This is a genomic window from Marinobacter sp. E2 (assembly GCF_055755345.1).
In genome coordinates this window covers 2,738,140-2,758,072 of sequence record NZ_CM146911.1, presented here as the reverse complement: position 1 = coordinate 2,758,072, position 19,933 = coordinate 2,738,140, and the positions used below count along the sequence as shown (strand labels likewise).

The 19,933-nt window shown below is 59.7% G+C and carries 13 protein-coding genes; 8 read left to right on the top strand and 5 right to left on the bottom strand.

Annotated features, from left to right (window positions below):
• The first annotated feature begins 63 nt into the window (after positions 1-63).
• The 4 genes from AC0J1C_RS12545 (at position 64) to AC0J1C_RS12530 (ending at position 7,031) form a co-directional block, all read left to right on the top strand.
• Positions 64-2,658 carry a S8 family serine peptidase gene (locus AC0J1C_RS12545; RefSeq protein ID WP_473044170.1) on the top strand — a complete coding sequence of 865 codons (2,595 nt, stop codon included), beginning with the start codon at positions 64-66 and terminating at the stop codon, positions 2,656-2,658.
• Entirely contained in the window at positions 2,655-3,149 is a 495-nt protein-coding gene (locus tag AC0J1C_RS12540) for a protease complex subunit PrcB family protein (RefSeq protein ID WP_473044169.1), read from the top strand. Before AC0J1C_RS12545 ends, AC0J1C_RS12540 begins: the two co-directional genes overlap by 4 nt.
• Positions 3,150-3,248: 99 nt before the next feature.
• On the top strand, positions 3,249-5,144 hold the full coding sequence (parE, locus tag AC0J1C_RS12535; protein ID WP_375192176.1) for a DNA topoisomerase IV subunit B: 1,896 nt from the start codon (positions 3,249-3,251) through the stop codon (positions 5,142-5,144).
• A gap of 108 nt (positions 5,145-5,252) precedes the next feature.
• Complete coding sequence (locus AC0J1C_RS12530; protein WP_375192177.1) at positions 5,253-7,031, top strand: SLC13 family permease; 1,779 nt, start codon at positions 5,253-5,255, stop codon at positions 7,029-7,031.
• On the opposite strand, the gene AC0J1C_RS12525 is transcribed toward AC0J1C_RS12530, so the two are convergent.
• Entirely contained in the window at positions 7,026-8,312 is a 1,287-nt protein-coding gene (locus AC0J1C_RS12525; protein ID WP_473044168.1) for an EAL domain-containing protein, read from the bottom strand. The two genes, AC0J1C_RS12530 and AC0J1C_RS12525, sit on opposite strands and share 6 nt — an antisense overlap.
• A 555-nt stretch (positions 8,313-8,867) precedes the next feature.
• Between AC0J1C_RS12525 and AC0J1C_RS12520 the strand changes: the two genes are divergently transcribed.
• Positions 8,868-9,413 carry a cytochrome b gene (locus AC0J1C_RS12520; protein WP_473044167.1) on the top strand — a complete coding sequence of 182 codons (546 nt, stop codon included), beginning with the start codon at positions 8,868-8,870 and terminating at the stop codon, positions 9,411-9,413.
• Positions 9,414-9,477: 64 nt separating this feature from the next.
• Entirely contained in the window at positions 9,478-10,059 is a 582-nt protein-coding gene (locus AC0J1C_RS12515) for a YceI family protein (RefSeq protein ID WP_091986854.1), read from the top strand.
• Positions 10,060-10,093: 34 nt separating this feature from the next.
• Here the strand turns inward: AC0J1C_RS12515 and AC0J1C_RS12510 are convergent, their stop codons facing one another.
• On the bottom strand, positions 10,094-11,731 hold the full coding sequence (locus AC0J1C_RS12510) for a methyl-accepting chemotaxis protein (protein WP_375192180.1): 1,638 nt from the start codon (positions 11,729-11,731) through the stop codon (positions 10,094-10,096).
• 125 nt (positions 11,732-11,856) lie between these two features.
• Complete coding sequence (locus AC0J1C_RS12505; protein WP_375192181.1) at positions 11,857-12,099, bottom strand: hypothetical protein; 243 nt, start codon at positions 12,097-12,099, stop codon at positions 11,857-11,859.
• 266 nt (positions 12,100-12,365) lie between these two features.
• Here AC0J1C_RS12505 and parC point away from each other — a divergent pair, with 266 nt between their 5' ends.
• Both parC and serB read left to right on the top strand, forming a co-directional pair.
• The gene (parC, locus tag AC0J1C_RS12500) at positions 12,366-14,675 is read left to right on the top strand and encodes a DNA topoisomerase IV subunit A (RefSeq protein ID WP_473044166.1); all 2,310 of its coding nucleotides are present in this window, start codon (positions 12,366-12,368) and stop codon (positions 14,673-14,675) included.
• Complete coding sequence (gene serB / locus AC0J1C_RS12495; protein WP_375183435.1) at positions 14,668-15,900, top strand: phosphoserine phosphatase SerB; 1,233 nt, start codon at positions 14,668-14,670, stop codon at positions 15,898-15,900. The genes parC and serB overlap by 8 nt, the downstream gene beginning before the upstream one ends.
• 11 nt (positions 15,901-15,911) lie before the next feature.
• On the opposite strand, the gene AC0J1C_RS12490 is transcribed toward serB, so the two are convergent.
• Together AC0J1C_RS12490 and AC0J1C_RS12485 are read right to left on the bottom strand one after the other, a co-directional pair.
• Positions 15,912-17,996 carry an EAL domain-containing protein gene (locus AC0J1C_RS12490; protein ID WP_473044165.1) on the bottom strand — a complete coding sequence of 695 codons (2,085 nt, stop codon included), beginning with the start codon at positions 17,994-17,996 and terminating at the stop codon, positions 15,912-15,914.
• 107 nt (positions 17,997-18,103) lie between these two features.
• Positions 18,104-19,909 (bottom strand): GTPase, encoded by a 1,806-nt coding sequence (locus AC0J1C_RS12485; RefSeq protein WP_375192183.1) that lies wholly within the window; start codon positions 19,907-19,909, stop codon positions 18,104-18,106.
• Positions 19,910-19,933: the final 24 nt, after the last annotated feature.

Below are 19,933 nucleotides of genomic sequence, written 5' to 3'. Positions count from 1 at the left end.
ACGACCTCCGATAAGAGTGATCCTCCTTTTATGCCTATTCCTGCCGTTCAAAGATTCGCTCCCATGCTTGCCGGCCTGTTTGCGCTGACTGGCTGCGGTGGTGGTGGTGGGGGTGGCGCGGGCTCTCAGCCACCGGTAGCTGCCTCTGACAGCCCGCTGGCCGGACAGATCGCCATTGAAGCAGGCAGCCGGATAGACCAGGACACCATGGACGAGTTGTCGCGCTTCGGCTCCCAGCCCGCCTCGGACGGCCAGGTGTTGCCGGTGAACTTCATCCTCGCCGGTTATGTCAGTGGGGCCAGTGGGAGCTATGGCAGTGTGAACGGACAGAACTTCAGCTTCCGCGCGGATCCTGAAGACATCTTCTCCGTGCCCATGGCTGAGGGCGAGGTATTGCGGCTCGTGAGCCTGGGAAGCAGGGCAGGAGATCCTCAACTGAGGTTGACTCTGGCGGATGGGTCCGGAACGAATTACGCCGACACAGACCCTGTGAATGGCGTGGCCGAGGTTACCCTGGGAGCCAACATGCCCGAGCGGAATTATCGGGTCGAAGTAACGGCTTCCGGGAGCGTCCCCGCCCGCTACGTGCTGGTGAAGGCCGTATCCGCCCAGCTCGGTTCATTCAGCCTGGACTGGCCGGATTACCAGTTCGCGGCAGAAGAGGCCATCGTTACCCTGGCTCCGCAGGCCCAAGGCACTGCTGCAGCGCTTTCCGCTCAAACCGCAGTTGCCGCGCGCCAGCTTGGCGACTCCGACTGGTTGATGCGAATGCCCGCCAGGGCAAACCCCAGCGGCGTACAGCACCGGTCAGCTTCAGACGAAACGCTGGACTGGATTACCGAGCTGCGAAAAACGCCGGGCGTGGTGTCTGCGGTGCCCAACTACCGGTTTACAAGCACCGCTTCGCCGGTGAACGAAAAGCTCTACCCGCTGCAGTGGCACTACGATCTGATCAATGGCCCCGTGGCCTGGCAACTGGCACCCGATGGTGGTGTCGGTGTTGAGGTGGCGGTGCTGGATAGCGGTCTGTTCAGCCCCTCGGGCACCTCTGACTGGCATCCGGACCTGAATGCGAATGTGGGGGGCGGTTTTGATTTCGTAGACAACGACAATTATCCAGAGGATCCGGGAAGCAGCGTCGGTTCCAGCGTTTTTCATGGCACTCATGTGGCCGGCACCGTAGGCGCCGTCGTGCAGGGTACGAGCAACAGCACTGGGCAGGGAATTGGCGGTGTCGCCTTCAAAAGCACCATCGTGCCGGTGCGGGTTCTCGGCGAGGGTGGCACAGGCTCCTCCGATGATCTGATTGCGGCCGTTCGCTGGGTAACCGGGCAGTCCGGTGGCGGTAAGAAAGCAGACGTGGTTAACCTGAGCCTTGGCGGCCTGCCGAGGATTCAGCAACTCGAGGATGCAATCGCCTTCGGTGTTCAGCAGGGCATGATCTTCGTGGGAGCGGCTGGCAATTCGGCGACCTCTCAGCAATCGTTTCCCGCCGCGTCCGCCAACGTGCTCGCGGTCAGTGCCGTCGATGCGGCTGGCCGGCTGGCGTCCTACTCCAATTTCGGGTCCTGGATCGATCTGGCGGCACCGGGCGGCGATGCCAGTCGCGATGGCAACAACGATGGCCGGGCCGATGTGGTCTGGAGCACCGGGGCGGTAGAGGGCTCCAGCGGATTTGAAGCCAGCTACACTGGGCTGCAGGGCACATCCATGGCGGCGCCCCACGTGGCCGGCGTGATGGCGCTGCTAAAGCAGCAGGATTCGAACAGAGACTATTCTGCGATCCGTGGTTTGCTGGAGGCCGGGGAGCTCACCAATTATTCGGGCAGCCGGTCGGACCAGCTTGGCTACGGTGTTCTCGATGCTTCCAGGGCGCTTCAGGCCAGTGGCAATGTTACGGTTCTGTCTCCTTCGCCTTCCCAGGTCCTGTTGGGCAACGAAACCTCGCTGGAGCAGCGGGTTATCCTGGAAAAAATAGGTACCGACAACGTCACGAACTTTTCCATATCTCAGCCCCCGGCGTGGTTTAGCGTTACTCAAACCAATTTGTCGGGTGGCGCCATTGCTCTGGATTTCGTTCTGAATGAATCGGCCCTTGAGGAAAACGTCTCCTACCGGGACGTGCTCAGGGTTACATACACCTCAGATCAAGAGCGGACCGTTGATATCCCCGTTGTCGCCCAGGTGCTCTCCGATGAGTTCGCTCGAACTGCCGGCACGCACTTCGTGCTACTGGTGAGTACCACCCCCAACGAGGACGGCTTCTTCGAGGCGGAGTCTCAACTGGCGGTAGACCCGGAGAATGGAAGCTATAGCTTCAGGTTCAAGCGGGATGACGGCGTTGAACCAAAATCGTTGAACGAGGTGGCGCCCGGATCTTACTATCTGGTGGCCGGTTCGGACATCGACGGCGACGGCATTATCTGTCAGCCCGGGGAGGCTTGTGCAGAGTACCCGGTCTCCGGCTTGCGTGAGGTGATCACCATCGAAGCAGGCCAGGAACAGCAAGACGTGTCGATGACCACCAGCTTCACCCGGCCCACCATTTCAGCGTCGTCTCCTGATGTGCTGCCGAGGCCGGGTTTTCAGGGCTACCGGTTGATCGAGAGCACCAGCAACAGCGCCGCCCAGAGCGGTGGAGGGAAGTTGTCGAAATGAAAACAGGTTATCTGACGCTCATTGGTGGCGTGGTTCTGGCCGTTTCACTGGCCGCCTGCTCGTCCGTAGCCATGGACCGTGGAGCGGTGACTGAAGTGCGCCAGATCACCCAGTCGGACCACTGCGGGCTTACCGGTCCCGGCGTGGTCTACGTGGACTCGGTCGATGACCTGGAACCCTTGCTGGGCGTTCCCGGGCAGAATCTCAGTATCCGGCTCATCCGTGAGGTGGATCTGGCCAGCGAGCATTTGGTGTTTGTGACCCTGGGCCAGAAGCCGACCGCAGGCTACGGCATTGCCCTGGAGAAGGCACGATTTTCCGGCAGCACGTTGTCCCTCGATATGGTTACGAGAAAGCCCGGGCAGGACATGATCGTGGCCCAGGTGATTACCTCTCCCTGCGCGGTGGTGGCCGTGCCTGGCGTGGAGTGGCAGCGGCTGGAAGTATCCGGGGTTACCAGCAAGCCCCTGGTTCGGGATCTTGCGCGCTGAGCGTGCGCTGGCGGCCACAAAACAACCGTTGATCTTTGCTCACGAATCCCTAAGCTATGGCTCAGCTTTCTACACCAATCGCGGAGCCCGTTCCTGCCCATGAGCCAGCAACAATACAACGCCGATGCCATTGAAGTCCTGAGCGGTCTGGATCCGGTGCGCAAGCGCCCCGGCATGTACACCGACACCAGCCGGCCGAATCATCTGGCACAGGAAGTGATCGACAACAGTGTCGACGAGGCGTTGGCGGGCCATGCCAGGCGCATTGATGTGGTCCTCTACAGCGACGGCTCCCTCAGCGTGGAAGACGATGGCCGGGGCATGCCGGTGGATCTGCACAAGGAAGAAGGCCTGCCGGGTGTCGAGCTGATCCTTACCCGCCTCCACGCCGGCGGCAAATTCTCCCAGGGCAACTATAACTTCTCCGGCGGTCTGCACGGCGTGGGTGTCTCGGTGGTGAATGCGCTGTCCACGCATCTGGAAGTGTCTATCAAGCGAGACGGCCAGCTGCACCGGATGACCTTCGCCAACGGCGACAAGGCCACCGAGCTTGAGGTTGTGGACACGGTTGGCAAGCGAAACACCGGTACGCGACTGAAATTCACGCCGGATGCGAAGTATTTCGACAGTCCCAATTTCTCGGTCAGCCGCCTTCGGCATAACCTGCGTGCCAAAGCGGTTCTGTGCCCGGGACTGACCGTTACCTTCCTGCAGGAAAAGACCGGCGAGAAGGACGAGTGGTTCTACGAAGACGGTCTCAGAGACTACTTGCGTACTGCCCTGGCAGACATTGAGGCGGTGCCGCTGGAGCCGTTTACCGGCAGTTTCTCCGGCAACAAGGAGGCTGTGGACTGGGCCATCCAGTGGCTGCCCGAGGGCGGCGAAGCGATCATGGAGAGCTACGTTAACCTGATTCCCACGGCCCAGGGTGGCACCCATGTGAACGGCCTGCGCACGGGCCTGCTGGAGGCCATGCGCGAGTTCTGCGAGTTCCGCAACCTGCTGCCCCGTGGCGTGAAACTCTCGCCCGAGGATATCTGGGAGCGGGCCGCCTACGTGCTTTCCTTCAAGATGCAGGAACCCCAGTTTTCAGGGCAGACCAAGGAGCGCCTGTCCTCACGTGAGGCTGCCGCGTTCATCTCCGGCGTTGTGAAAGACGCCTTCAGTCTGTGGCTGAACCAGCACACCGATGTGGCGGAGGCCCTGGCCGAGCTGTTCATCAGCAACGCCCAGCGGCGGCTGCGGGCCAGCAAGAAGGTGGCTCGCAAGAAGGTCACGTCAGGCCCGGCGCTGCCCGGCAAGCTGGCGGACTGCTCGGGTGCAGACACCGCCCGTTCCGAGCTGTTCCTGGTAGAGGGGGACTCTGCCGGCGGCTCCGCCAAGCAGGCCCGAGACCGGGAATTTCAGGCCGTCATGCCTCTGCGCGGCAAGATCCTCAACACCTGGGAGGTGGATTCAGGAGAAATCCTGGCGTCCCAGGAGGTTCACGACATCGCCGTGGCCATCGGCGTAGACCCGGGCTCGGACAAGCTTGAGGGCCTTCGCTACAACAAGATCTGTATCCTCGCGGATGCGGATTCCGACGGTCTGCACATTGCCACCTTGCTCTGTGCCCTGTTCGTGAAGCACTTCCGTCCTGTGGTGGCGGCGGGTCACGTGTTCGTGGCCATGCCTCCGCTGTACCGGGTGGATCTGGGTAAAGAAACCTTCTACGCCCTGGATGAGCACGAGAAGCAGGGCATCATCGACCGGATTGCAGCGGAAAAGCGCAAGGGCAAGATCTCGGTCACCCGGTTCAAGGGCCTGGGCGAGATGAACCCGCTGCAGCTTCGGGAAACCACCATGGCACCGGATACCCGTCGCCTGGTGATGCTCACGATCGAGGACGGCGACGACACCGATAGCCGCATGGACATGCTGCTGGGCAAAAAACGGGCGTCGGACCGCCGGGCCTGGCTGGAGACCTACGGCAACATGGCCGATATCGAAGTGTGAGTCCCGGGCCTCATATGCGCTAGGGTGCTATAAAAAGCATCCTTTATTCTTTCTCTGTATTCTGCAAACTCGTTATCCTGCCAGTTTTCAAACCGGGAAGTACCATTAATGGACTGGCAGGGTTGGTTTGCGCTGGGGCTTGCGGGCACCGCGCTGTTGCTTATGAGTGCAGGGCGTTTTGCGCCCCATCTGGTAATGATGGGTGTGCTGGTTGTCCTGAGTGCCAGTGGCATCGTGTCCGCCGACCAGGCGCTCTCCGGTTTCAGCAACAGTGGCCTGATCACCGTTGTCGCCATGTTTGTGGTGGCGGCCGGCATCCATCACTCCGGTGGTGTCGATCTGCTGGTCAACCATCTGCTTCGCAGTCCCCGTACGGTGCGTTCAGCACAGGCGCGTATTGCGCTGCCGGTTTCCCTCCTGAGTGGTTTTCTCAACAACACACCGGTGGTAGCCACCATGATCCCGGCGGTCCATGCCTGGTCGCGCAAGATCGGCATTGCCCCTTCCAAGCTGATGATTCCGCTGAGCTACTCGGCCATCCTCGGTGGCACCCTGACGCTGATTGGTACCAGCACCAACCTGGTGATCAACGGTCAGTACCAGCAGCTGACGGGGGAGCAGGGCTTTTCCATCTTTTCCATTACCGCCATTGGCCTGCCGGTCGCCGTCATCGGTGTGACCGCCATGCTTCTGGTGATGCCCCGGCTCTTGCCCGACCGTAAGGACCAGCAGAAGTTCGGCTCCATGCGGGAGTTCACGCTCGAGGTGGCCGTCTCCTTCGATGGCCCTCTGGTAGGCAAGACGGTTGGCGAGGCCGGGTTGCGGGAACTGGAGCGCTTGTATCTCGTGGAGATTGAGAGGGATGGCAGCGTGGTAACCGCGGTGCCCTCCGAGGAACGCCTGCGCGGTGGCGATCGACTGGTGTTTGCCGGCGATACCCAGGCCATTTCCGACCTGCTGCGCATCAACGGTATCGTGCCCTCGGTGCATGACGATGAGCCCAGTCTGAGCAAGGACCGGGCTGAGCGTCGTCTGGTGGAAGCTGCGCTTTCCCCACAGTCGGACGTGTTGGGGCTGACCATCCGCGACGCCCGGTTCCGTGACCGTTACGGCGCGGTGGTGCTGGCAGTGGCGCGCGGTGGCGAACGGGTATCGGGCAATCTTGGCAATATCCGCCTGAAGCCCGGCGATGTTCTGCTGCTGGAAGCAAGACCCGCGTTCGTAAGCCGGCAGCGTTACAACAAGGATTTCCTGTTGATCAACGATCTGGAAACCGAGACCCCGAGGCACGATCGCGCATGGTTGTCCTGGGGTATTCTGCTGGTGCTGGTGGGGCTGGCGGCCTGCGGCATTCTCAGCATGCTGAATGCCGCTTTGCTGGGCGCGGCGCTGATGATTCTGTCGGGCTGCTGCTCGGTAGGGCAGGCCCAGAAATCGGTGGACGTTCCTGTGATTCTCACCATTGCCGCCTCGTTTGCATTGGGCGCTGCGCTGGAACAGACCGGGGCTGCCGGCTATGTTGCCGAGGGTATCCTGCAACTGAGCCAGGGCAGCGTTCTGCTGACCATTCTGCTGGTTTACATCGTGGTGTCGGTGCTTACCGAGGTGATCACCAATAATGCGGCCGCGGTGCTGGTAATCCCCATCGTGCTGTCTATGACCAACAGCATGGGCGTAGCGGCAGAGCCGTTTGTCATTGCCGTAATGATGGCGGCGTCAGCCAGCTTTGCCACACCCCTGGGCTATCAGACCAACATGATGGTCTTCGGTCCAGGAGGCTATCGGTTCAGCGATTTTGTGCGCGTGGGTGTGCCTATGAACCTGTTTATCGGTGCGGTTACGGTGGCGGTGATAGCGATGGTGTACGGTATTCAGCCAGGCTTATAAAGTGGCTGGCGTGGGGCTTGCCAGAATGTCGCAGCAAAGCACCTGGAGCTTACCCTGATGATAGAACCCGAGGGAGAGGGTCACGCACATATAGGCGCCGGTGACGCACAGATAGGGCGCGGTTACGTGCAGGCTTTCCGGCTGGGCCAGTGCCTGGCGCAGGTATTGCTGGCGATACCAGTCGGCGCTGGTGGTGCTTTCAAGCGGCTTGAAACGAGGGTCAAGGCCCCGGGTCGCGGTATCTGACACCACGGTGTCATCCATCTGAACGCCCCGGTCATCCACCAGATAGCAGCGGGATACCGCCGGGTGATTGAGTAGCTCCACGCAGGCCTGGTGCATGCTCAGCCCGTCACGCAGTTTGCCAATGGCCTGCTCGAAATAGCCACTGAAAAAATCCACCAGCTGTCGGGTCGGATCCAGGGTTACCTGGTTCCGGGTCTTGTATTCCTGCAGCAACTGGTCGAAGTCGGCTGGGCCCCGGCCAAGCTGGCCGAGATCGGTGCTCGGTTTCTCGAAGTAGAATCCCTGGACAAAATCGACGCCGGCATCAATGGCAATCATCGTTTGATCACGGGTTTCGACGCCTTCAAGAAGTACCAGGCAGCCGGACTGATGCAGCAAAGACACAATCCCGTTGAGAATCTGCCGGGCCTTGTGATCGTCGGTCGCGCGGGTAAGCAGCTTGCGATCAAGCTTCACGATATCGGGTGAGAGGTTCCAGATTCGCTCAAAGTTGGAGTGTCCGGCGCCGAAGTCATCAATTGCGGTGAGGCAGCCGAGCTTCTTGTAATAGGCCACGGTCTCTCTCAGCCGCTCCGCATCGTCGGTGGGCTGTTCCACAATCTCCATCACGATCCGGTGCGGCGGCAAGCCTGTTTTTTCCAGCAACTGCCCGAAGAAGGAGTCGGCCTGGCTACCGGCGGTGACCACACGGGGGGAAACGTTCAGGAACAGCCAGTTCAACTGGTCTTGAATGCCGCTGTAGTTGCGTATGTGCAGGTATCGGCACAGTCGGTCAAGTAGCAGGTTTTCTGCATCTGAAGCAGGCAACTGGAACAGATGCAGGGGCAACACGGCGGCGTTGTCGGGATCAAAGGCCCGTATCAGGGCTTCATAACCCACAATCCGCTTGTGTGAAATGCTGTAGATGGGTTGCAGTGCCGTCCTGAGTTTTAGCCCCCGGAAGTCTGCGGTCCATGTCTCGCCTTCCCGGTTCAGCATTGGGGAGAGCAGATCCACTTCCGGAGCCTTCAGCTTGTCAGGGAGGCGCTGCGACATAGACGATTCTGATAGATTGAACGAACGCATCAGTCGGGCGAGCGACTGAACTGTCTCGTATCAGTACGTGTTTAGCCTGGGAAAGCAGGAAGTTACTGATAGTTGGGAGGAAGGTTGCCAAAAAAACGGATTTATTACCACTGTTTCATGTAGAAACTGGAAACCGTTTGTATCTTTAGCTGTCACCACGACCGGATGGCCGCTCTCTCAGCAGGCGGGTCTCGGAAAGGTAAAAGTCGCGCCCAGCGGCCACCTGGCAAAGGCAAGGCACCGCCAGAACATCAGTTGTTGCTGGGTACAACCACGCTTTCGTCAAATTCGAGTTCCATGTCTCGTCCTCTCGGTCACTGAGGCCCCGGACGGGGCGTTAAATAATGTGATAAGAGTATCTCGTTGATCGGTTGAGACAATCCGTAAAACCCCTATGCGACTAAAGGCAAACGCGGTTGGGTCGGTCAGAAATTCTGATGATCGGCAGCAAAAGATTTTGATTTCCACGGGCACGTGGTCTTTCTAGACTGAGGCAAATTCCAGGGATCAGGGTGATTGAACATTATGGCTATCAGGAACACATCAAGCCGATTCGGGCTTTTAGCCGTTGGGCTCCACTGGCTTGTTGCGCTGGCCGTTTTCGGACTGTTCGGGCTCGGGTACTGGATGGTGGACCTGTCCTATTACCACGACTGGTACCGGAGGGCGCCGGATATCCACCGCAGCATCGGCTTGCTGCTACTGGCAGTGATGGTGTTTCGGTTGATCTGGCGGTTAGCGGACAAAGTACCCGCGCCGCTGCCTGGCCACTCGCGCTGGGAGGTCAGGAGTGCGCACCTGGTGCACGGGCTCCTCTACGTTCTGGTGTTTGTCGCGATGGTCAGCGGTTACCTGATATCCACCGCGGATGGCTCGGCGATCAGCGTGTTCGGCTGGTTCAATGTGCCTTCGGTTACCGGGCGGATCAAGGGTATGGAAGAGGTGGCTGGTACCGTGCATTACTGGTCAACCTGGGCCCTGGTAGTGCTGGCGCTGTTACACGCGGCCGGCGCGTTGAAGCATCACCTGGTTGATCGTGACCGCACCCTGATTCGTATGTTTGGAAAGTAGTGTCCGGAGTATTTGAATCCTGTCCAACGCCCCAGAAGGGCATTCATCAGATAAGGAGATATCCATGAAGAAGGTTCTGCTTGCGTCCGCCGTATCCATGGCAATGGTGGGCTTTGCCCAGGCCAGTGAACACAGCGGCACTTACGCGTTTGACAAGAAAGGCGCGCACCAGTTCGTCACCTTCAAGATCTCGCATCTGGGTTATAGCTGGCTCTACGGACGATTCAACGACTTTGACGGCCAGTTCACCTACGATGCGGACAATCCCGAGAACAGCTCCGTCAATGTCACCATCGACACCAGCAGCGTCGATTCCAACCACGCCGAGCGCGACAAGCACCTTCGCAGCGAGGATTTCCTGTACGTGGATGAGTACCCACAGGCAACCTTCAAGAGCAAGCGGGTTGTGGTGGATGATGACGGAGAGGCCGATATCATCGGTGATCTGACCCTCCGTGGCGTTACCAAGGAAATCACTCTGGAGGCAGAAATGCTGGGTCACGGCGCCGATCCCTGGGGTGGATATCGCATGGGCTTTGAAGCCGAAACCGAGCTTCGACTCAAGGACTTCGGCATCCCCATGGACCTCGGAAAGGCCTCCGAGACTGTGGAGATCATCATTTCTGTCGAGGGTATCCGGCAGTAAACCGGGCTGACCCCGCCCAGACCAGATTCCGGGGTTACACCCGGAATCTGCCCGTTTGACGCTCGAGCTCCCGGGCGTAGCCCTCCAGAGATTCGCTGATCCCGTCGATATCCCTCGACCGGTTGGCGCTTTCGGCCGCCAGATCGTTGATGTCTGTTATGCTCCGGTTGATCTCGTCGATCACCTGGGTCTGCTCTTCGGTGGCGGAAGCCACGCTGGTATTCATATCCGCAATGTTTGTCATGGCCCCCAGAATGGCCGTCAGCTCCTGCTCGGCCTCGGTGGCCAGTTTCTCAGTTTCCGTAGCCTCCCGGCTGCCGGTTTCCATCACTGACACAATATCGGCCACGCCGGTTTGAAGCGTGGTAATCATGGTCTGAATGTCTTCGGTGGATTGCTGGGTGCGCTGGGCCAGGGTGCGTACCTCATCGGCCACAACCGCAAAGCCCCGGCCCTGTTCACCGGCCCTGGCAGCCTCAATGGCGGCATTCAGCGCCAGCAGATTGGTTTGCTCGGCAATGCCCCGGATGACATCCAGCACCGAGGTAATGTTGTCGGAATCCGAGGAGAGTTTCCGGATAACCTCGACGGCCTTGGAAATCTGGGCCGCCATCCGGTGCACCTGTTCGGAGGAGCTGCGGATAATGCGGGCACCGTTGTTGCCATTCTCTTCGGCCTCCTTGGTTAGCTCGGCCGCCCTGGAAGCATTACCGGCCACTTCTTCAATGGCACTCTGCATCTCATTAATAGCAGTCGCCACCATGGCAATGGAATCGGTCTGGCTGGACACGCCCTCGCGGTTATCTTTGGCCGCCTGGGCCAGGTCCGTGGCACCAGTACCCAGTTCCCGGGTCAATTGCTGGATGGAGGCAATCATTGATTGCAGGTTCTCAAGAACCAGATTGAAGCTTCGGGCCAGTTTGCCAAGGTCGTCGTCCAGTTCTACCGGAATGCGTTTGGTCAGATCGCCTTCACCCTGGGCAATATTGTCCAGCTGCTCCCGAAGGGCGCGAATGGATTTGATGATGAGTTTGAGAAACACGACGAACAGCAACACACTGATCACGATGGCGCCGACAGTGATCAGTAAAACTGCGATAGAGCTGCTTCGCCCTTCTGCGGAGGCGCCGGAGGCGCGGGATTGCGCCCGCTCGTCGGCGTGAGCACCCACTTCGTCGTAGTAGGATCGAAGGTTGTCAAATAGCGGCGCGGTTTCGCTGGATGCCAATTCCCGGGCGCGCTCCGCCTCGCCAGTTCGTGCGAGATTGATGACTTGATTGGCCGATGCAAGCCATTGTTCATAAGCCGAGTCGAAACCGCGAGCCACATCGGCTACTCCGGTTCCATCCAGCCGTTCTACGGCTTTTTTAAACCGATTCAGGGCCTGTTCGGAGTTTTCTGAAAAGCTCTCGAGCTGGCTTGCTCCATCCTCGTCGTTGAGTTTGGCGTCAACATACGCCATCTGGGCGACCAGCGCCTGGTAGAGGTCACGATCGCCGTTCAGGATTTCGCTGACGGAGGGGAGAAAGGTCTCGGCAATGACGTCTGTGTCCTCGACCAGGTTGCGTACTGTATTAACCGCAAACAGCCCGATGATCACAAGGGCGACCGACGTAATGGCAAAGGGCAGGGCAATTTTTAACCGGACACCAAGACGATTACCGAAGTCCATGACAGCCTCCTGATTTCCCGTGCTGGCTTTAACGGAAGCATAGCAGCGGGCCCGGAATTGTCATGGTGGATGCAGTAAAGATTGCGCCGGATCAAGTTAATCGATTTTTTGGCGCCTTTCTCGAATTATCGGGAAAGATCAGGAGAGTTTCCCGGCGCCTCCGAGGATCGACAAAGGTGTCGCTGGCGCCAGAACTGGCCTGCAAAGATAACCAGCCAGATCAGCAAGCCTGCCCAAAGATAGGGCTCGGGGATCTGAAAGCTGCCGCTAATGGCAAACTCCACCAGCAGCATTAGCGCAAGCGCCAGAACCGCGTTGACCAGGGCTGTAACCATGGCTTGCCCGCAGGCTTTGATATTGGGCTTCATAGTGTTCCGCTTGTGAGGAAAATAAAACGGTCTTCTATTCACTGAGTGGGAGAATAAGCGCCGTCTTACAGTCTCTCCATGCGGGAATTCCGCTATTGGAATCAGTGAGCTGTGGCACCGGCACCGGAATTCCTCCAATAAATCTGCGGGTTGTTGGTGTATCGGCGCCGTGCTCCATATAATGTGCGTTTCCGTGCGCGGGTACGTGTGTCGGGTGTGGTCCAGCAGGCCACGGACGTTTTCAAATCAGGCGACAAGAGGCATCCATGCCAGAGTTCCAGACAACGGATGAAGGCTTCGAGCGGGTTTCGCTCCGGGATTACACGGAAAAAGCCTATCTCGATTATTCCATGTACGTCATTCTCGACCGGGCGCTGCCGAACGTCGGCGACGGTCTGAAGCCAGTGCAGCGGCGGATTGTGTACGCCATGTCCGAGCTTGGGCTGAAGTCCACGTCCAAGTACAAGAAGTCTGCCCGAACCGTGGGTGACGTGCTGGGTAAGTTCCATCCGCACGGCGACAGTGCCTGCTACGAAGCCATGGTGCTGATGGCGCAGCCGTTTTCCTACCGCTACCCGCTGGTGGACGGCCAGGGTAACTGGGGCTCTCCGGACGATCCCAAATCGTTTGCCGCCATGCGTTATACCGAATCGCGCCTGGCGCCCTTTGCGGAGGTGCTCCTGGGTGAGCTGGGCCAGGGGACCGTCGACTGGGTACCCAATTTCGACGGTACCATGGAAGAACCTTCCGTGTTGCCGGCCCGCCTGCCCCATGTACTGCTTAATGGCACCACGGGTATTGCCGTGGGCATGGCAACGGACATTCCGCCTCACAACGTGCGGGAAGTAGCCGCGGCCTGTATTCGCCTGCTCGACCAGCCGGAAGCCGGCGTCGACGAACTCTGCGAGCATATCAAGGGGCCGGATTTCCCCACCCACGCGGAGGTCATCACGCCGCGCAAGGATATCCGCCAGATGTACGAGACAGGGCGGGGTTCCCTGCGCATGCGCGCGCGCTGGATTCGTGAGAGTGGCGAGATTGTGGTTACCGATCTGCCTCACCAGGTATCCGGGGCCCGGGTGCTGGAGCAGATCGCCCAGCAGATGCAGACCAAGAAGCTGCCCATGGTGGCGGATCTGCGCGATGAATCCGACCACGAGAACCCGACACGTCTGGTGATTGTGCCTCGCTCCAATCGCGTCGATCTCGACGGGTTGATGGCGCACCTTTTTGCCAGCACCGACCTGGAGAAAACCTACCGGGTCAATATCAATGTGATTGGCAATGACGGCCGTCCCGGTGTCAAGGGGCTGCGGCAGATCCTTACCGAGTGGCTGGCCTTCCGGCGCACCACGGTAATCCGGCGTCTGCAGCATCGTCTCGACAAGGTGCTGGCGCGCCTGCACATTCTTGAAGGCCTGCTGATTGCCTACCTCAATATCGACGAGGTTATCGAGATCATCCGCAATGAAGACAAACCCAAGGCCGAGCTGATGTCGCGCTTCGGGCTGTCTGCCGATCAGGCGGAAGCAATTCTCGAACTGAAGTTGCGCCACCTGGCCAAGCTCGAGGAAATGAAGATCCGCGGCGAACAGGATGAGTTGTCTGCCGAGCGCGACGAACTGCAGGCCATTCTGGGGTCCGAGGACCGTCTCCGGGAACTGATCAAGAACGAACTGCAGGCCGATGCCGACGCTTTCGGCGACGACCGTCGTTCTCCGATTGTCGAGCGGGAAGAAGCCCGGGCGTTCAGCGAAGTGGACCTGGTCTCCAACGATCCGGTCACGGTGGTGCTCTCTGAAAAGGGCTGGGTACGCGCCGCCAAGGGCCACGATATCGAGCCCGAAGGACTCAGCTACAAGGCCGGCGACCGGTTTGCCCTGGCGGCCCGCGGTCGCAATAACCAGCAGGCGATTTTCCTGGACTCCACCGGACGTGCCTATTCGCTGATGGCGCACAGCCTGCCGTCGGCCCGGGGGCAGGGGGAGCCGCTCACCGGCCGTATCAACCCGCCCTCCGGTGCCCACTTCTCAGGTCTGCTGATGGGCGAGCCTGCCCGCAAGGCGCTATTGGTGACTGACGGCGGCTACGGCTTTGTGACTTCACTGAACGACATGATCAGCAAGAACCGCAATGGCAAGGCCGTCGTGAGCGTGCCCAAGGGCGCGAAGATCATGCCGCCGGTGGTGATTCCGGCCACGGACAAGACGCTTTACCTGGTGGCCGTGTCCAACGAAGGCCGGATGCTGGTGTTCCCCCTCAGCGAGTTGCCGGAACTGGCCAAGGGCAAGGGCAACAAGATCATCAGCATTCCCTCGGCCCGGGTACAGAACCGCGAGGAATACGTGGTGGCCATCGCCGTGTTTGCCGAGGATGACCAGTTGGAAGTCCGTGCAGGCAAGCGCAAGCTGGGGCTGCAGTTCAGTGATCTGGAACACTACCTGGGTGAGCGCGGTCGGCGGGGGCATAAACTGCCCCGTGGGCTTCAGCGAGTGGATACCATTGATGTGATTCCTTCGGCCGCCAGGGCTCAGGAGGAGGCCAACGCCGGCACAGAGGGCAGCGACGGTGAGTGAACTGGTACTTGTGAATGTGTCCGGGCGCGACAAGCCCGGGCTGACGTCTGAAATCACCGGCATCATGGGGCGCTACGATGTACGCATCCTCGATATCGGTCAGGCGGTGATACACGATCACCTGACCTGGGGCATCCTGATCGAGATTCCCGACGAGTCCAAGTCCTCGCCGGTGATCCGGGACCTGCTGTTCCGGCTTCACGCTCTGGATCTTCAGGTACGGTTTGCGCCCATTACCGTTGATGAGTACCAGGCCTGGGCGGCAGGCCGCAACCGAGCCTGCTATATCGTTACGCTGCTCTCCCGGGACATCAAGGCAGAACAGATCGCCCGGGTGTCTGCCATTACTGCCCGCCACGGCCTGAACATTGACAACATCTCGAGGTTGTCGGCCCGGCCCTCCCTGAACGCATCTGAAAACAGGATCGCCTGTGTGGAATTCTCGGTGCGCGGGACTCCGTCGGATCTCGAGACCCTGCGCTCGGACTTCCTGCACATCGCCGCCGAAATGAATGTGGACATCGCCTTCCAGGAGGACTCCATTTTCCGGCGCAACCGCCGACTGGTGGTCTTCGACATGGATTCCACGCTGATCGAGGCGGAAGTGATCGACGAGCTGGCCCTGGAGGCTGGCGTGGGTGAGCAGGTGGCAGAGATCACGGAGCGAGCGATGCAGGGCGAGCTGGACTTCAGCCAGAGCTTCGCCGAACGGTTGGCTCTACTCAAGGGGCTTGATGAGTCCGTGCTGGAGCGAATTGCAGAGCGTCTTCGCATGACAGAGGGGGCCGAGCACCTGATTCGCAGCCTCAAGGCCCTCGGGTACCGTACCGCCATCCTGTCCGGTGGCTTTACCTACTTTGCGCGCCACCTGCAGCGCAAGCTGGGCATAGATTACATCTATGCCAACGAACTTGAGATCGAGAATGGCAAGGTAACGGGGCGGGTGTCAGGCCAGATTGTCGATGGCCAGCGCAAGGCGGAGCTGCTGCTGGAAATTGCGGAAAAGGAGCATATTTCCAGGGAACAGGTGATCGCCGTGGGTGATGGCGCCAACGACCTGCCAATGCTGAGCCAGGCCGGGTTGGGTGTGGCATTCCGGGCCAAGCCGCTGGTGAAGGAATCGGCTCGTCACGCCATTTCCACCCTGGGGCTGGACGCCATCCTGTACCTGATCGGGTTCAGGGAAAGTGATACCAGCCAGACCCTTGATAACACTGACCACTGAGCCTTTTCGGCTCAGTGGTCGCCGAAATCGTAGTTCATCTCCGGTACCGGAGCCTGCAGGTAGTAGCCCTGGATGTAGTTGACGCCGGCCTGCCAGAGTGTCGCCAGAACGCCGGCATTCTCCACCAGGGGAATGATGGTGAGCTTGCCGTTTGACTGCAGGCTCTTGACCATTTCCTTGACCTCGTTCTTTGCTTCCTCGCTCTTCTGGATCTCCTCGGTGAAGGAGCCGTCAATTTTCACATAGTCTGTGTCGATGTGTTTGAGCGTGTTGAAAGGGTTCAGGGCGCAGCCAAACTGGGAAATGGACACCTTGCAGTGCAGTTCGTGCACGGTTTTGGTGAACTCCTTGGCCTGCTTCATGTAGTTGTTGGCGTCGCCTTCACGAATCTGGAAGATCAGGGAGTCACCGGGCAGGCGCGCGGCCTTCAGGGCGACGCTCAGCCAGGGCGTGAAGGTCTTGTCCTGGAGGGTTTCCGCGGTGATGTTCAGGAACAGGCGGGTATCGTGTCCGCGGGACCGGTGGCTGGCCAGTTGCTTGATGGTCTGGAGGATGACCCAGCGATCAATCTTGATGGCGGTGTCGCTCGGCCCCATGGGCGGCAGGAAGTCGTAGGGTGAAACCTCTTCGTCGTCCTTGTCGAGCATGCGAACGAACGCCTCGTAGTGTTCCTCACCCTCGCCACGCAGGTTGATGATCGGCTGGAACAGCAAGCGGAAGCGGTTTTCCTCAAGCGCTTTCTGGATCGCTTCAACCGAGTTGTTCTCGTCGAGATCCTCGAAGTCTGCCGGGTTGTATACCACCACGCCGTTGCCCTCGCTGTGGCCTTCCAGCTTGCGCACTTCCGCCGAAGCTACGTGGGCCCGGGCCATCAGCTCTTCCGCCTTGGGAGAATTCTCGGTTATGGCGGCCACACCGATACTCAGTGTCAGTTGCACGGTACGGCCGTTGATGTCGAACAGATGGTCTTCAACCGCCTTGCGCACCCGCTCGGCGATATCGGCCATGGTTTTTTCGTCACAGGGCTGGCAGAGCAGGCTGAAGGCATCGTCACTCAGGCGCGCCAGCACGAAGCCATCGCCCGCCTGTTCCTTGAGCAGGTTGGCCAGATCGCCGAGCAGCAAATCAGCGCCGGCGATACCCACCTGGCTCTTCATGCCCATGAAATTGTCCAGGGCAATGTAGGCAAGGGCGCCAGTCTCATTGTTCTTGCCGGCCCGACCAATGGCTTCGGCCAGGGCGTCCATCAGATACTGCCGGTTGTAGAGTCCGGTCAGCAGGTCCTGGCTACTGATCTGCCGCAGCTTTTCCTCCAGTTCTGCATCGCTGTGTTCAGGCTGCAGGACGATCTGGGTGCAGGCTTCGCCGTCATAGGTGGCGGCCGAAACCGACATAGTGACACTCAGTTCGTGGTCATCACTGCGACGGGCGGTGCAGTTGAGGGTCATGCCGTCTTCGCCTTTCTCTGCGAAGGCCTTCATGAATTCCTTGTACTTTTCCTGGCTCTCCGGCGTGAGTGTGTCGAGCACCGGAATGCAGATCAGCTCATCGATGTCGTCGTAGCCAAGGAACTCCATATAAGACTGGTTGGCATAAATGTGCATGCCGTCGTTGATGTAGGCAATGGCGTCCTTCGAGCTTTCCAGCAGCAGTTGACAGCGTTGCTCGGCCTCTCGCAAATGGGACTCGAGAACCCGGCGACGCCGGCGTTCCTCCAGGGCGGCCAGCTCACGATTGACCACCAGTACCAGCATGTCGGTGTATTCGAAGGGGACGGTGTCCTGGGCGCCCGCCTTGATCATGGCAACCGTACGCTCCCGGCTTTCCTGCTCGGTGAGCAGGATGAAGGGAATATCCTTGTCCATGCGGCGGATCATGGCCAGGGCATCGTCTGCAGAGAACTCCTGCTCCAGGTCCCGGGCCAGAAGCAGGTCCCAGTTGCCCGACTTGAGAGTTTCTTCCAGGTCTTCCTCGGAGGTAATGCGGTGGGCCCTGGTGGCTTTTCCGGAGTTCCGGAGCAGGCTGACCAGCGATTCGGCGTCGTTCTGGGACGGATCAAGAATCAGCAGGTGTACGGTCGCGTTCTTTTTCTGCATTCGTCAGGTGTCTCGTGATGCACTGTTCATTCACCAACGCTGAATGATGCAGGGGTTGCGGATCAATAACAACCCCGCAGCAGACACGGCCTCTCAGTTTGGCAAGTTCAGAGCGATGGCCAGAGCGAATCGAACTCATCCTCGCTGGCTCCGGAGGGCGTGGCCGGAGCGCCCGGGGTGAACGCTGCGTTGTTCTGCAGCTTCAGCTCAAACTGGCTGATGCTGCCGGTTGAGGACACCCGGCGCGACAGCTGGCCCTGGTCCTCGCGCCCATCATGCAGAAGCGAGATCCGGCTGCCTGACTGGAATGGCAGCCTGGGCGTGATCAGGGTGGCGGACTGGTTGACCACGCTGATTTCCGGCAACAGCAGTCCGCGGAGATACTCGCTGCTGTTGCCGACTTTCTGGATCAGTCGCACACCGCAGGGCGCGGCACTCGGGGCGAGTAGCTCGATGCCTACCTGAGTGCCCTGGTTCTTGATCTGACGGATCCAGCGCACAACCGCCACGCTCCAGGGATGGGAGCGATGCTCGCGAACACCCAGTACCTCGCCAGCCTGCAGAGAGGGCGGCACGTTGCTTTCCCAGGCCACACAGTAGCCACCGGGGCTGGTGTTCACCAGCAGCGCCTGGTAAGCCCGGGGCCGGTTGCGATCCGTCGACGGCGACTGGGAGTTGCCGTAATTGCCCTTGAAGTTGATGGGCGTGTCGGCCGATACCAGCCGATCATCGGCGGGCGCCGCGTCATGGGCGCCTGACCAGGCATCCTGTTTCTGACGGGCAGTGCGCACGAACAGGTTTTCTTCGTCGTGGTGGCCGGTGTCGTTGCCGTTGACGAATTCGGTAAAGGTTTTCTCGCCGGAAATGAAGTAGTGGGCCGAAGTCAGGCCAACACAGATTTCCAGGGAGCCCTGGCTGCTGATCCGGTTGAAGTTACGTTTGGCAAGAATGCCCAGGGCCTGGCTCAGGTGAGTCAGAAGGGTGTCGCTGACCTTTGCCGGCACGGCCAGATCATTCTCTGCCTCTTTCTGCTGGCGGCGGGCATGGAGCGTTTCCGACAGCATGGTGGAGAGATCGCGGGTGTCAAAGCCAAAGCTCTCATCGCCGGGCTTCTGGTCCAGCAGGCTCCGGTAACAGGGCGGAGTATCACGCTCCATGTTCACGACAAACAGGCTGTCATCACCGATATCCGGGCCGCAGCGGGTGTGCTCGGTCCATACCTCGAACAGCTCGTACACCTGCAGCAGTTCAGCCTGGCGAAGCTGGTTTGGACGGGCGCAACCCAACAGGAGAATGCGTTTGTAGCTGTCCGCCACCGAGCTGGACCGGCGATGCTGAAGGGTGTCGTCATCCACCTGTACCACTGACAGCTTGTTGCGATGGGCGAACCGATACAAGCGGTGGCACTCCAGCCAGCTCTGGGCCGGGCTGGGACAGTAGAGCTGGTGTGACCTGAGAATGGTGGCGGACAGTTCGGAAATGGCCCGATGCGCGGCCGTGGCAATCTGCCGCCGGTTTTTCTCCAGCCCACCGTTATCGATGAACTCCAGCAGGCACAGTTTATAACCCCCGGCCAGGTGCAGCTGCAGGGCCTGGGACAGGTTGGCGATTTTCCGCTGCTTTTCCGGCAGTGCAACCGCGAGTCCCAGGTAGTGTCGGGAGAGCTCGCTGCAGACAAAATGAATTTTTTCCCGGATCAGTTCCAGAAACTGGAGTCTCTGTTGTGGCGCCAGAAACAGGTGATTCAGCTCGATAATCGCATGGTAAAGCTGGCGGGATACCTCACCGATATTGGCCATCGGCAATTGATCGATCCAGGTCCGGAAGGCCTTGGGCGTGGTGTCGCAGAACGACAGGCTGGCCGTTTTCTGCTCGGGAACGCGGAGATCTGGTTTCAGGGTCATACCTTCCATTCGGTCACGCCACTATCGACATCG